Annotated in this window: 11 protein-coding genes and 1 tRNA gene; 5 read left to right on the top strand and 7 right to left on the bottom strand. The window is 39.5% G+C overall.

Translation table 11 applies throughout. From position 1 onward, the window contains the following. Nucleotide 1: 1 nt before the first annotated feature. Complete coding sequence (gene tig, locus LEP1GSC195_RS09565; protein WP_015681201.1) at nucleotides 2-1,348, bottom strand: trigger factor; 1,347 nt, start codon at nucleotides 1,346-1,348, stop codon at nucleotides 2-4. 62 nt (nucleotides 1,349-1,410) lie between these two features. After that, a tRNA-Gly gene (locus LEP1GSC195_RS09570) sits at nucleotides 1,411-1,482 on the bottom strand. A gap of 762 nt (nucleotides 1,483-2,244) precedes the next feature. Between LEP1GSC195_RS09570 and LEP1GSC195_RS09580 the strand changes: the two genes are divergently transcribed. The 3 genes from LEP1GSC195_RS09580 (at nucleotide 2,245) to LEP1GSC195_RS09590 (ending at nucleotide 4,493) form a co-directional block, all read left to right on the top strand. Next, the gene (locus LEP1GSC195_RS09580; RefSeq protein WP_015682656.1) at nucleotides 2,245-2,949 is read left to right on the top strand and encodes a hypothetical protein; all 705 of its coding nucleotides are present in this window, start codon (nucleotides 2,245-2,247) and stop codon (nucleotides 2,947-2,949) included. 94 nt (nucleotides 2,950-3,043) lie between these two features. Beyond that, entirely contained in the window at nucleotides 3,044-3,685 is a 642-nt protein-coding gene (gene lsa25.6, locus LEP1GSC195_RS09585) for an Lsa25.6 family adhesin (protein ID WP_015680919.1), read from the top strand. A gap of 109 nt (nucleotides 3,686-3,794) precedes the next feature. Then, a complete protein-coding gene (locus tag LEP1GSC195_RS09590; protein ID WP_015682085.1) occupies nucleotides 3,795-4,493 on the top strand; it encodes a hypothetical protein in 699 nt (232 codons plus the stop codon). A 141-nt stretch (nucleotides 4,494-4,634) separates the two neighbouring features. Here the strand turns inward: LEP1GSC195_RS09590 and LEP1GSC195_RS09595 are convergent, their stop codons facing one another. The 3 genes from LEP1GSC195_RS09595 to LEP1GSC195_RS09605 form a co-directional block, all read right to left on the bottom strand. Continuing rightward, the gene (locus LEP1GSC195_RS09595; RefSeq protein WP_015682302.1) at nucleotides 4,635-5,294 is read right to left on the bottom strand and encodes an arylesterase; all 660 of its coding nucleotides are present in this window, start codon (nucleotides 5,292-5,294) and stop codon (nucleotides 4,635-4,637) included. A gap of 118 nt (nucleotides 5,295-5,412) precedes the next feature. Next, complete coding sequence (locus LEP1GSC195_RS09600; protein WP_015680497.1) at nucleotides 5,413-6,636, bottom strand: hypothetical protein; 1,224 nt, start codon at nucleotides 6,634-6,636, stop codon at nucleotides 5,413-5,415. After that, nucleotides 6,626-7,330 carry an OmpA family protein gene (locus LEP1GSC195_RS09605; protein ID WP_015681115.1) on the bottom strand — a complete coding sequence of 235 codons (705 nt, stop codon included), beginning with the start codon at nucleotides 7,328-7,330 and terminating at the stop codon, nucleotides 6,626-6,628. Before LEP1GSC195_RS09605 ends, LEP1GSC195_RS09600 begins: the two co-directional genes overlap by 11 nt. 300 nt (nucleotides 7,331-7,630) lie before the next feature. Here LEP1GSC195_RS09605 and LEP1GSC195_RS09610 point away from each other — a divergent pair, with 300 nt between their 5' ends. Then, entirely contained in the window at nucleotides 7,631-10,420 is a 2,790-nt protein-coding gene (locus LEP1GSC195_RS09610) for a hypothetical protein (RefSeq protein WP_015681760.1), read from the top strand. A gap of 7 nt (nucleotides 10,421-10,427) precedes the next feature. On the opposite strand, the gene LEP1GSC195_RS09615 is transcribed toward LEP1GSC195_RS09610, so the two are convergent. Then, a complete protein-coding gene (locus LEP1GSC195_RS09615; RefSeq protein WP_015682437.1) occupies nucleotides 10,428-11,600 on the bottom strand; it encodes a DUF3095 domain-containing protein in 1,173 nt (390 codons plus the stop codon). 90 nt (nucleotides 11,601-11,690) lie between these two features. Between LEP1GSC195_RS09615 and LEP1GSC195_RS09620 the strand changes: the two genes are divergently transcribed. Further along, nucleotides 11,691-13,457, top strand: coding sequence for a glycoside hydrolase family 3 protein (locus tag LEP1GSC195_RS09620; protein WP_015682548.1), 1,767 nt, complete (start codon nucleotides 11,691-11,693; stop codon nucleotides 13,455-13,457). Between the two features lie 4 nt (nucleotides 13,458-13,461). Here the strand turns inward: LEP1GSC195_RS09620 and LEP1GSC195_RS09625 are convergent, their stop codons facing one another. Beyond that, nucleotides 13,462-14,607 carry a hypothetical protein gene (locus tag LEP1GSC195_RS09625; RefSeq protein ID WP_015681948.1) on the bottom strand — a complete coding sequence of 382 codons (1,146 nt, stop codon included), beginning with the start codon at nucleotides 14,605-14,607 and terminating at the stop codon, nucleotides 13,462-13,464. Nucleotides 14,608-14,623 lie beyond the last annotated feature (16 nt).

The following is a 14,623-nucleotide window of genomic DNA, read 5'->3' on the forward strand; positions in this document are numbered from 1 at the left end:
TTTACTCTTCTTTTCCGCTGAGAATTTTCTCTGCTTCTTCCGTTGAAATAGTCTTAGGCGACTTCTTTTCTACCTCAGCGTATACAAATTCGTCGATTTTATCAAACAGGAATTTGTCACGGTAGAAGGTTTCCGCCTTTTGTTTTTGGACTTCTTTTTTCAGAGTTTCGGCAGGAATTCCTTGCTGAGTGGCCTCTTTTTCGTATCCGGCCTCGACTTCTTCGTCAGAAATCTGGATTTTGTGGTCTTCCGCGATTTTCTGCTTCAAAATATAGGATTGGATGCGTTTTTCAGCCGCTTTGGAGAAGGATTCTCGGACTTCTTTTTCTTCCTTGTTCAAACGTTTTGCGTAGTCGGCAAGGCTTGTGACAGGAAGGCCAAATTCACGCATAAAGTTTTGGAAAACGGTTTCTGTTTCTTCGTAAATCAAAGATTCAGGGATGATGAACTTGGATTCTTTGATGATTTCGTTGTATGCATCGTCTGTGGCTCGTTTTGTGAGTGCGTTTGCGAAAATATCCAATAATTGTTTTTTGGTTTTTTCCTTTAACTCTTGCAAGTTGGCAGATCCATCCACTTCCGATGCGAAGTCATCATTGATGTCAGGATATGTGACTTTATAAACGGCACTGACTGTGACGGTATAAGTAATTGCCTTCCCAGCCGACTCAGGAGATTGCGGATACGGATCTGGGTAAGTGAACTGAAACTCTTTTGTTTCGTTTAGTTTCATACCAAGAAGATTGGTTTCAAAACCGGGTGGGTTTTGGGGAGCACCCATTTGGAATTTTCCCACTTGGCCTTGTTCTGGGTATTCCTTTCCAGCTTCTTTAAACTTATAATTGATTTCGAGTAGATCCGCAGATTCCACAGGTTCTCCCTCTTCTTTCAAAGAGTTACGAGCCATGTTTTTTTGGATTCCTTCCAATTCTTTTTGGATATCCGCATCAGAAATTTTAATTTCTTTCGGTTGGATTTTGATCTTCTTTAACTTTGGTAAGGTGACTTCTGGTTTGGTGTCATAAGTTGCTTTCGCTTTGGCACCAGTATTTTTATCAAAAGTTTCCATTTGGAACTGTGGCAAACGGATTGGTTTGTGTTCCAATTTATCAAAAAGGTCAGCCATCGCTTGGTTTAGCATAATGTTGGCTGCATCATCCATAACCGAATCACCCAAAACTTTTTCGACCATGTTTAGGGGAGCTTTTCCGGGACGAAAGCCAGGGATTTTTACTTTTTCAGATGCATTTTTGTAAGCCTTAGAGTAGGCAGTGCGGACTTCGTCAGCGCTAAATTGAATGCTGAGGTCACAAGTTGCGTTGTTATTTTTTTTAGCCGTAAATTCCATCGTATTATATCCAATGTAAAAAAAGAGAGTGTAGTGGAAAGAAAAAGAAGCGTACCTTCATTAGCGGGAAACGGGACTTGAACCCGCGACCCTCTCCTTGGCAAGGAGATGCTCTACCGCTGAGCTATTCCCGCAGAAGGTTTGTGAAACCATCATTTGGAATTGGGTCAAATCGGCAAGGAAAAAAGGCAAAAATTACAAAGGAAAATCGGATTCGAAATAAGAACATGTGCTTCCATATTCATCTAAAACAATCAGTCACAAATTGCCACCTAACAAATATTCAACCAAACAATGGCGAAAACTTGTCGTTCGTTTTTTTTGGTCCCAAATTAGAACTTCCCATTTCCCAAATACTAACGCCGTACTTTTTTGATCGGTAACTTATCAATTCAGCATACCTTTATATTCGAAAACAGAAAGCACCAACCACGGTAGTCAGCTTTCTAAGCTTTGTCGAAATTTATGGATCGGAGGTGGTGGACTTAGATAATAATGAACAAGATTCAAAATATATCTTAAGGAAATCCCTGGACGTAACTCCAAAATACAAGCCTTATGTGGTGTTTTGGCTAAGGAATCCATTGTCAATAGGGATTATCAACCACAGTTCCCTACCAAACAACGCTTGTTAGTACCACTCTAACCTAAGATTTATTTACTGGAAATGAGCTTTGTAAGGTTATTTTCTACCAAACAAAGTTCACTGTTCTTATATTTTTAGATTGATTCCATGTCACCGTATCATCCGCACATATACTCAACGAATTTGAAAAAAATTTGATGATTCAGAAAAAATTGCGTATTTAAACCGAATTCTCTTGACACATTTTCCATATCTGCGACTAACTAGTACCCGCTGGCAAACGGCGATAATATTCCATAAGGAAACACGAATGAAAAAAACAACATCTATCCTCCTCGCTCTACTTTTCGTAGCTGCGGTTTTTGGTAACTGTAAAGAAGATAAAAAAGACGACACTCCTGTACTTGCTCTTTTGCTTTATGCAAATGACCAATTAAGTGGTAACTGTGCTACTGTTACTAGAAACGCTGCAAATAACTACTCTGCGTCCCTTACTTCTGTTCCAAAAGGTGGTTGTAAAGTGAACCAAACAAAAGCAGAAGCAGAAGCAAGTTTCAATACTCAAAAAACTAGCATCCTTGCTTTCTATACAAAAGCAGGATCTACTTGTGATACTTCTGCTACTTTTGTAACAAATCAAATTAACACTCAAATCACAAACTCTAACAACCAAACCGATGCTGCTTTTGCTGCCACTGTTGAGAAAACAAGAGCATTCTCAGTTGGTAACCTTGTTACAGAATCAGCATTGTATCAAAAAAATACACTCGGTAGAACTGATGCACAAATTGCTGCGATGACTCCTGGTAATTTAAATGACCTTTTCTTTAACACTGCTATCACTTATGCTGGTTTCGTATCTGCATCTTGTGCAACTGCGGTAAAAGCTTTGGACCAAACTACTGCTGACGCGTTAACTTCAACTCCACCTACAAAACTAGTATCTTCCTCTTGTACTTACGGTTCTGCAGCAGCCGCAAATACAAAATGTGCAACTCTTTCTACTGAGTTCTAAGATCTCTTAAGAAATTTAAGTTTTTAAGGACCGGTCACCTAAGTGGCCGGTTTTTTTATTTACTTTGCCCATCTCATGGCAATTCTCCTCTTATATGAAAAAAATCTTTATCATTACTTTCTCCTGCCTTTATTTTAACTGCTCTCCCGTACAATTCACAGAAGTGAAAAACCAAGCCTTAGTGCAGTGGAATGACTTAGGTCTTGGTTTTTTCTTAGCTACCAAAGAAGTAGGAGATTTTTATCATGACCTAGCTTGGATTTACGGCGATTTAAAAGACCAATCCAAAACCTTTCCTCTGTTTAACGAATGGAGAGACCCAAAAACAAAACAACCTACACGTCGTTTGTGGTTTGGACCCGAGACACAAAAATTAGTGGAATGGTCTGATGAAAATCAAAACGGGATTTGGGAAACAAAAACCTATTTTAACCAAACCGCAAAAACAGGAATCACATCTGGACATATTGCCTACTCCGACTTCGATACTGACGAAAATGGATTTATGAATGTTCGTATTTTTTTAGGGGCTCGCGTCGAAGAACTGGTCCAAGAAAAGGGAACCATTCGTATCTGGGCAGAAGGAAATGGCAACCTTGAAAAAGTCGATGCATTTATTCGCACAAAAAATCTAACCGACTTAGGCCCAAGCCGTATAATTCCTATTTCCGAATCCTGGGCGAATCACCCAGAAAAAGTTTCGCAAAGTAAATATAGGGCAGTTTATCAACCTTAGGTGATTGGCATGCCATTAGTGTTATAATTCTTGACGTTAAGAACTAAACAAAGCCAACCAGAATCGTACATTTATCGTATGGATGATTTTACATAAAAGGAACCTTCAAATGAAAAAAATAACTTTAGCAACTTTTGTTTTACTAATAGTAGCTACTCTCTTTACCAACTGTTTCGAACTAGACAAAAAAAAAGAAGATAACACTGCAATCACCGCACTATTGCTCTATGTTAATGACCAGTTAGGTGGAAATTGTGCAATGGTAATGAAAAGTGGAACCACTTATACAGCATCCTTATTTAGTATTCCCAAAGGTGGTTGTTCTAAACCTTCTACTAAAGAAGAAGCCATTGCACTAAACCAATCAAATAAAGAAAAAACCACTGCCATCTTTACGAAAGCAGGTTCTAATTGTAATGCTGCACTTACAGCTTACACTAACACTATCAACAATAACATAACCACATTGCAGAACCAAACAGAAGCACAATATACAGCTTCGGTAGCCAATACCAAGTATATTGTCATCGGCAATTTAGTTACAGAATCGGCTCTAACTATGAAAAACGAACTAGGTTATACTGAAGCGCAAATTGCTTCGACTAACCCTGGCACGTTACAAGACTACTATATAACTGCAGCAATTTTGGTTTCGGGAGCCTCACAAGCATGTCAAAACGAAGTAAAATTACAAGGAAGCCCTGGATTACAAACAACTCCAGCGTCAGTTCTTTCCTATTCGGTATGCGCTTACGGTCCTACGGCGGCAGCGACTAGAAAATGTGCAACCCTTTCTGACCAGTATTAATCAATTTTGTTTTACCTTTCAGAAAGGCTAAACAAAAGTTTAAATTTGTCTTACCGGTACGAATAGTAGCCGGTTAGACAATTCAATGTTATAAGATATTACTATAAATTCACTATCCTTCCAAAAGGACAACTCTCCCAGCTATTTCACTAACAAAGGTTTCAGATATGGATAAACTGTTTCGGAAACTAATTTATGGCCTGCTTCTGTAGGGTGAATACCATCTTTTTGATTGAGTTTACGGATGGAGGCAACTTTTTCTAATATAAATGGAACTAGAGGCACATTCTCTTCTTTAGAAAGTTCTGGATATATAGAATTAAATGCACTCGCATATTTTTTACCCATATTGGGAGTTGCATACATCCCCACTAACAATATCTTAGTGTTTGGATATTGGGATTTAATTTGCCGAATCATCGAACGAAGGTTTTCTTTTGTTACGTTTGGACTAATGCCTCGGAGCATATCATTGGCACCTAATTCTAAAACAAAGATAGTAGGTTTTTCCGCAAGAACCCATTCTAACCTTCCAAGCCCACCGCTAGTTGTGTCTCCAGAAACACCAGCATTGGTCATTTGATAGGCATAGCCTTCTGCATTGATTCTTTTGGTCAATACATGGGGCCAGGCATCTTCGTAATCCAAAAGACCATACCCCGCCGTCAGGGAATCTCCGAAATAAATAATACGTTTAGTATCATTTGGTGTTTTGCTTGCAGAAGAATTGGTATTCGTCTGGTCAGAAGGGTTCCCACAAGAAAAAAGAAAAAACACGCTGAAAAAAATTATATAAGGCATTACCTATTAGATTGTTTGGAAAGGATACAAATCAAACATTTTTGATCACAATTTATACAAACTCTTCGACTGATTGGCTTTCAAAGAATTTTCCTTAGATACGTGGAAAATTTTGTATTCAGTAAATTTTGTCTGCGTCGTAAAAAAAAGAAACTCCTGGCATAATATAAAACTCTGTAACTGTGTGTTTAACCGAGGCTGACATTTCCGAAAATCCAATATACACACTTCTAGAGGAATAATCGCTTCTTGGGACACCTCCGAGCGTATCACCCAAATACGTATCATAACTACGTTTGATGTCTTGGCGGATCATTCCAATGTCCAAGGTGAAACGACAATATTGAAAAGAAGATTCTATATTTAAAATGGTGCCCTTGTCTCTCACCTTTCCACCGTAAGCAGGAAGAACGCCAGATAAATTTGAACTTCCATCACTAAATGCTTCTTGGATGATTTGAGAACCTAACACAGTAAAGTTTCCTTTTCTATCTAGTAACTCTAATCTTGTCCGGAGTTCCCACCAATCCCGAAGTTTAAACTTGGCAAAAATTCCAGGTAAAATTCCTTTCATTGAATATTCAGCGTTTGCATCTCCACCAATAGACCAAGTAGCTTTGTTCGGAACTGTTGCCTCCGCTCTACTCGTAGAATAAGAACCGTATGAGATATTGTTTCTCTCCGTATATCGGTGGAAATTGATTGAGGGACCAATCATAAAAATTTTAGAAACCGGATGTGTATAGGAAAAACGAAGATGTTGGCTCACTCCTTCAAAACGTAACAAACGGTTCCCTTCGAAAGCACTGGCCCAATAGGTATCGGTTCTTGGAGAAAAAAAGTTATTGGATGCAGGAAGATCTCGGCTGTAAACACCAAGGGAAGTATCTTCCGCCAACTGAACTTCAAATTTATTTTTGTATCCGTACCGAATGTCCCAAAACTGAGAATTGAGTCCCAACTCTTTGGCAGGTTTGTAAGGAATAGAAAGTGGAGTTCCAGGTTCCGTGATTTGACGGAAAAGTGAATTTTGAAACCAAGCAGGCCCTGTTTCATTAAGAATTGCAGGAGATAATTTTCCAATCCCCCAACCACCACGGAACATCAACCTGTGCTCATATACGTGATTGAAGATATCCATCCGAGTTTTATTATCTTCCCGGTCTTCTAATGGTACAGAGGTTTGAGTTTCTGCCGGCGTTCTTTCTTGTTTTACTTCGGGACTGGTTACTCCCTTGGGAAGCTCTTGTGCAAACAAAGGCAATACAGAAATAAAAAGAAGGAGAATGAAAACATTACGTATGGATTTCGGTGGTATAACGTTTTTTAGCCTAGTAAACAATGCGAACCGTCCCTACATAAATTTCTGTTCTACGGTTTTTCTTTTCTGCAAGCATCGTATCGATAATTTTTTGTAAATCAGCGAAACCATCCACTTCCTTAAAACGTGCTTCAACTATTCTGTGAATCAGCTTTAATTCAAGTTTTACGGATTGAGAACGTTCCTTACTAAGTTTGAGGTTCATTGCAAATGCACCTACACTATCCGTGTGTCCACCAATACGACAATTGGTTTCAGGGTATGCTTCCATAGCATCCCCAACTTTGGCGATGAGTTCTTTTGCTTTTGGAGTGAGAGTTGATTTTCCAGATGGGAAAGCTACGTCCCCATCGATCACAATTAAAAGTTCTCGTAACCTTTTTTCATCATCTTCAATACGTTTGAGTTCGACCCCTTTTCCAACAAGACTTCCTCCCACTTCTTCAAATGGAGTTCCAGAGTGTTCGAAGTCACTCCGAAGGCCTTTGTAAATTTTTTCCAAATATTCGGAAGTGCCTAATTCATCTAACGCACCCACAGGCAAACTTCCCAAGTGGTCATTGGCTTTTTCTTCTTTGACAGAAACACAACCGCAGAACTTTTGGAAGGCAACAGATTCTGCCCACTCCGGTTTTCCTGTTGTATTACAGCTTACAACAGTTAAGGCAAATAAGATAAAAATTAAAACATTGTATGGAAAGTTTTTTTTAAGCATAAGGTGACAATCCTTATCTTTGGAACCAATCAATGAAATCAATTGTTAAATTATAGAAAACAAAATTAACGCCATTAAGATGGTGAACTAATTTTCAGAACATGAAGTTGACACATACATTAGGAGAACACACTAGAGACACTCCTCGGATTTCGCTACAAGCTGCCTATTTTTTCGTCACCAACTAACTTCTGTCTTAAGATATCTTTCAAAATCCAAGGATCTTCAGATTTTCGTTGCTCCTACCAGATAAAAAGAAAGATTTGGACTAGCTCAAATCTTGGTGACTAAAAACTATTTATGAACTCCTATCAATACATCCGTTCCTGTCTCTTAGTTCTTTTTTTATCTTTAGTTCTATTCCAAAATTGTAGTGGCCAGGTCTCTGCGGGAGATACGTTCCTTTTTGGCCTCAGCGAACAATTTGATAAGTTATTTTCTAAAGAAGAAGCTTCCACCTCCTGCACATCGGATGTGACTGTCACAACAAAGGCTGTGTATCTTGATGAAGATGGAGATGTTACGGCAACTTACAATGCCGCAAGTGACAACGGATTAACGGAAGTAGATGGTGTAGCAGATGGTGCCGCTTGGGGTTATAAATCATTTGAAACTTGTATCTATCCGAATCTTTCTTTTAGCCCTGGGAATATTGAATTTACTGTAGATTCAAAAAATACTTATGATACTCGATTGACGATGGAACGATCGTTCCCAATACCAGTGAATGGAAACCCGATCCCAAATAAACTTAGTTTTTCTTCCAATGGTGATGCGGCGAGACAATGTTTTAAGTTCCAGGCGCCAACAAATGATTTGGTTCGCAATACAACCGTAGCTTCCGCAACGATTCAATTCGGCAAAATTGTGCAAAAAAATTCCAATGGAGATACCTACTCAGGCAATTATACTAATAAAATACCATGTGGAATCACTATCAGCTTAGAAGATGATGAGACGCCAGGAGTTCGTGTATCCAATATTTCAAGAGTTATGGAAGAACCAGGTCCCAATGCAACAGCAACCAATGGAGAATTCAAAGTAAAATTAAGAGGCCAAGTAGGACCAACAGCCGACGTAACCATTCCTATCAATGATACTTTCGATGCAGTGAATGTGGGTAATCGAGAAGGAACCGCAAACCCAAAAACTTTAACATTTACATCGGGGAATTGGTCAACGGAACAAACTATCACCGTTTCTTCTTATGATGACTTAGAGTTAGATGGTCTAAAAAATTACTCCATTGACGTTGCTCGTACATCTAGTTCGGATTCGGTATTCAATGGAATTGAACCTCGCAATGTAGTTGTTTACAACAAAGACCAATCCGTTCCAGGATTTAGTATCCTTCGTTTTAGTGGCGGAGCAGCTGTAACATCGGAGAGTAGCACAATCAACACAATTACCGGATTTGCAACAGATGAAAACAATCAATTTGGAGATAAATACTCAAACTTCCAGATTAAACTTCGCACCAAACCAACAAACAACGTCACATTAAATTTTACCTCCAATTGTGGAGCTAAATGTAACATCCAAACACCTTCGTTGATATTTTCACCTACTGATTGGAATACCTACCAAACCTTTCGAGTCATTGGAACCACAGATTCAGCAAACACTGGAAATGTGGACTATACAGTCTCTTTTACAGTTACATCCGCAGACACAACTTATAGTACAACAGTTTATAAACCAAATCTTTCGATTCGTTCCTGTGATAACGACGGAACTCATCTGATCCAACCTTGCAATTATTCCGGTGCTCCTCGAGGAACAACTGATAGTCGACTAAGCGCCCAAGAAGGTGGTTCCACAAATATTTGGCTCATCACAAAAACTTCTCCTTCCTCGCCAGTAACGGTTGCCCATACTTCGACAGACACTACGGAAGGAACGGTTCCGGCCAATGTCACAATCGATTCCAATAATTTTAATACGATGGATGCTACTGGAACAACAAACAAAATCACTTTAACTCATGTGGATGATTCTGACGTTGATCTAACACAAAATTGGACTGTCACAACAGCCACTTCCACTGGTGGATTGGCCTATGATCCGATTGATATTTTTGCAGCTACTACGGATGATGAAAAAGCTTTTTACGTCACCCATGTAGGATCTCCAAAAGAAGGAACAGCCAACGTTGCCACAGTCCATGTTTGTTTGGGTGGAAATAACCCAACTCAATCAGTGGTTCTCAATATTAGCTGTAAAACAACATACACAGCGAATGATGGAGCTTATGGAGAATGCGGAACCATTTCACCTAACCAAATCATTTTCCCACCGAACAGTGCAGTAGAAACAATAAATGCCTCTGATGCCGGTTGTGCCAACTCCGCAAAAAAACAATCCTTTACTGTCTCTGGCCAAGATGATACTTATGCCGATGGGAACCAATCCTTTGATATCCAATTTGCCATGGCTGCCAATACCGATACCAACTATTCGGTCGCAACAAATCCAGGTAACCATTCCATCACCAATGAGGATGATGAACCTTTAGGAAAAGCAATATTTGTCACTACAGGAAGTTATAATGGAGAGATGACTGCACAAGGGGTATTTGCTGCTGATGATACATGTAACAATAATAAACCCAGTGGGGTCCCGGCAGGGACTTACAAAGCTTTAATTGTGAGTAATAGTGCCGGTGGCGTGACCAATGATCGTATCCCGAATGGAACTAATTGGGTGTTATCTGCTGGTCGCCACTATTATAGATGTAATTCATCTGGATATTCGAACTGTAGTGATCAACATACAAGATTATTTATAGCAGATGGATCTGCCGGCTTTGATCCGACGAGTTTAGGTAGATCTTTTTCAACAATTGGAGACCAATATTGGACAGGAATGACGAATGCTCTTTCACCGGCCATACAAGCCAGTTCTCCGACTTGTCCTGGGGATGGATTAGCTTATATCCATAACTGCAATGGGTTTACTTATCAAAACTGTCCTTCTACACCAACAACATTCCTTTATGGACAAACTTGGACTATGGCATCTGCCACTAGTATCTCCAGTCAAGAATCACTATGTTCTGCTACAAAAAAACTGATCTGCATAGAGCAATAAACTAAAGTTAACTTAAGACCTTTAACTTTTCTTTCAAAGACTTGGCGGCCATCGCAAAACCGCCGTCAGCTCCATCCACAAAATGAACTTCCTCAGAGGATGCTACCTTTAAAACACAGGTCATAAGAGACCTGTTAGAAGTATAAATTCCATAACAAAGGAAGCCCTCTTTTTCCAACTGGTCTAAAAATTCGACTAGGGCTTTTCTATGTTGTTTGGATCCGTCAATGACCATCTTTAAAGTTCCATCGTATTTACGAAAGTCTGCAGAGAGAACTTGGTAGTCTTTTAATTTGTTTAGAGAATAATGTCCCGATCGGAGTGGAATTCCAAACCTCATAGCGATTGCCATCACCGTTCTTTCGATCCAAATTTTCGTGAGTATCAGATAAAATTTGAACCCACTATCCACCCCCACTCGCGCTTTTGCTTCATTACGTAAATAAGGACCCGAATCTAGTTCAATATGATTTACGCGTAAAGGATGGTAATCCCCTTCTTCTCCATATTCCGAACGAATAAAATTCAAAACACGAGTCACCGTTTTTTTGCAAACTTCAAAGTCTTTGTGGATGGGTTTTACAATGAGAGAAACAATTTCTCCTCGTTCGCTCGGAACATCTTTCCAACGACAAGTAAATCCGGTAAAGTCAGCAGGCAGTATCTTTTCATTTTCGCGAACTAGATAAGACTCATCTTTTCCCTCTTTGATCCATGTTTCTGCAAGTGGCAACGCATCACCAAACAAAGAACATTGGACATAGTGTTCGGATGCTCGAAACTTACTTAAGAATAACTCTGCACCTGCACGATACAACTCCTGAACCGGAACAATCCCGGCTCTCATCTCCAAACCAAAGGCAGTCCGCACTTGGGAAATGGTATCTGCAATGGCAGAACGAATCGGAAATAATAAATTAATAGGAAGTAAAAAGGTAACTCCGTCTCCACCAAATACAAAAGGAAAATCCATGTGGCCATAAACATTGGCTACGGCTATGGCAGTAAGTCCTCCCGCAGTATTCACATCTTTATAACGACCTTCTTCAATGGCCTTGGTTGACCCGACAATATCGGTAATCAAAACAAACCAATCATCCGGAACTTTTGTGGGCATATTGCCATCAAAAAGATTTTGAAAATCGGGACTTGGGTTTAGGTTTTTATAAAAATCATCCACAGAGAGTCAGACGATGGATTTCGTATACAAAGTAGATATTTTTCTTGGTTGTCTCGGAAAAGCCGTCTGTAAATCGTACTATCATAGCTTATGAACCAAGTTCTACTTCGCACATCATTTTCCCTCTTTCTTCTTTTCGGATTTTTTGGCTCTTCCTATTGTTTTGGATTTTACTTAAACGAACTTGCCGCCAACGAACGTAAGGTTTGGTTAGAAGAAAAAGCCTGGGCCATCACCAATTCCATGACAGAAGCGGAACTCGTCGGCCAAACCATCCACATTGCGATTCCCCAAAAAACAGTGGATGCTGTTGCCACTGAAGAAATCGCAGAAACAAAACCTGGCGGAATCATTCTCTTCGGAAAGAACTTAGGTAAAAAAGAAGAAATCCTCGCACTCACAAAGGGATTACAATCGCAAGCAAAGGAAACAAAACTCCAACCCTTTCTTATCTCCACAGACCAGGAAGGAGGACGAGTCTTTCGAGTCCAAGATGGGATCACACCTTATCCGGGAGCTATGGCAGTGGGCCAAACAGGAAATACCCAGTGGGGAGAAACTGTAGGTTTTGTCACATCATACGAACTTCGTAATCTAGGACTCAACTTTCTTTTTGCACCAGTCCTTGATATCAATAACAATCCTTTAAACCCCGTCATCAACACACGTTCGTTTGGTTCCGATTCCAAAAGAGTTTCAGAAGTAGCAGTAGCTTACGAAAGAGGAGCACGTGCAGGAGGTTGTCTACCTGTGATCAAACACTTTCCAGGACATGGAGACACCACAGTGGATAGCCATCTGGGCCTTCCCGTCATAAGCAAAAGTTTAGAAGAGTTAGAACAACTAGAGCTAATTCCGTTTAAAAGATCCATAGCAGGTGGGGCCGAGGCAGTGATGTCAGCTCACATCATGTATCCTAAAATTGATCCGCAGTTTCCCGCCACACTTTCCAAAACCATACTAACGGATGTTCTCCGAAAGAGCTTAAATTTTGATGGAATCATCATCACAGATGCGATGGAGATGCATGCCATCTCCAAAAATTATGAAAAAGACAGACCGGGAGTTTTAACCCTACTGGCGGGTGCCAATATTGTTCTTCTTACTAGTTGGGGAGAAACAGCTCGTAAGTTCAAAGCCCAACTAACCGATGCTTATAAAAATGGTGAGTTTCGATATGTGGACAAAGACGGAAAAGAACATGACAAACTAAAGGAAGCGGTCCAAAAACAAATTCGAAAAAAACTTGAGTTGGGACTTTATGATGAAAATTCCGTCCTTCCCAAAGTATACGAAGAAAACCAAAAACAAAAAGAATTCCTAACCAATTGGAATTTGGAACGAAACCAAAGATATTCTAAACTAGCAGAGTCAAAAAACTTTGTAAAAGAAATCAACGAAGACTCTATTCGCGCTTACCCAAAACCAGTTTTAACAGCAAACATCATACCAACTGAAACTCTTTCGTTTGCGAAAAACAATCGTTTGCGAGAAACTCTCAAAACAAAAAAAATCGATTCGGTTCCTTTCAAATCCTTTCAAACCCAAACAAAAAACAAATCGATCACAACCTACCTGTTTGATTCCACTTCCGAAACAGAAGTTCTATCCATTGCCTCTCTCGCAAAAAAACATACAACAAAACGATTTATCATTTTGCATGGTGGAACTCCGTTTATCAAACTACCGGAACTTCCCAATTTACAGTATTTGTTGTCGTTTTCTTTGACCCAAGGATCTTGGGAAGCGTTAGGTGAGAAAGTAAGCGCAGGAAAAGAGATCCCTAAAGTGGATTTGATTTTACTACCAAAGGGATCGAAGACACCATCCAAAGGTGCCTTCCCAGAACGATTGTAAATATTTATGTGAGAGCTTCTCTAATTCCACCACGTTTGCGGATTTCATCATACAAAGTTTTCCGCACAGTTTCGTCGGCATCCACATAACGAAGCAAATACAGATCTGACTTTTGTTTTGTAGGCATCATTTTTGCGCGGATATGAAACATAGGTCCGTTATCAAAACCGAAACTCACTTCCCAAAGGTCTTGTTGTTTCCAAATTTCAGCTGAAATCCCTGGAGGGAATGTAAACAAAATTCCACGATCAGACAATCGTTCGGAGAGTGTAATAAAAGGTCTTGGAGTTTCTTTAATATCAAACCGTTTTTCGTTATTTTCTTTTTGGTCTTTCGCAATTCGTTTTAAAACTTCTAACTGTTTATCTATGTTTTCTTCTGTGAGTAAAAGTTTATTTTTATCTAATTCTAAAACCTGTTTTTTTTCATCAGGTGGTGGCCAAGGAGAAACTGTCAGGGATACCTTATCCGTTAACATCAAGTGAGATTCCCCTTTCCTTTCGATCTTACCATTAAAATGGAAAATGACACCACTTTCATTTGTTCGAATCACCCGACCCTCGAGCAAATAACCGCCGCTACTTGGTCGAAATACATATAACTTGGCTTCCTTACCCGGAACCAGTAAATCCTTGGAAAGACCTTTGATCGACAAAAGGAGTTCGTCTGCCGTCTTTTGCATCACATAGGTAAGTTCTTCCCTTCCGTCTGCTTCTAAAGCCGCCACCTCACCTAGAGTTAGTTCATTCAAAGAAAGAATTTCTTTTTTGAATTCTACACCAGACCGAAAGAGTTTATCAAAAAGATCCACTTCCTTTTCTGTCGTATTGGCATTGGATTTTAAAAAATATCGATAGAGTGCGTTCTTTAGTTTGTTACGATTTTCAGGCAAAAGATAAATTTCGCGTTCTTCTTCATTCAAATGGTCATAAAAAGCATGGAGGATGTTCAACTCTACCTGGTTGCACTTCCTTGCAACGGCATATCTTTGAAACTCAACCCAATGGTTCACAACGCTTGTTTGTTTATTTTGTAAGTAATTCATCACCTTCACGTAAATAAAGGCGGCAACACCCATAAGAAAGATGTAAAAAAGGTAGATCGTATCAAATTTCGGAAAAATCCAAACGACTTGTGCTATAAAATTCATAATTTACTTTTCCTCA

It is taken from the genome of Leptospira wolbachii serovar Codice str. CDC, from assembly GCF_000332515.2.
Taxonomy (GTDB): Bacteria; Spirochaetota; Leptospiria; order Leptospirales; family Leptospiraceae; genus Leptospira_A; species Leptospira_A wolbachii.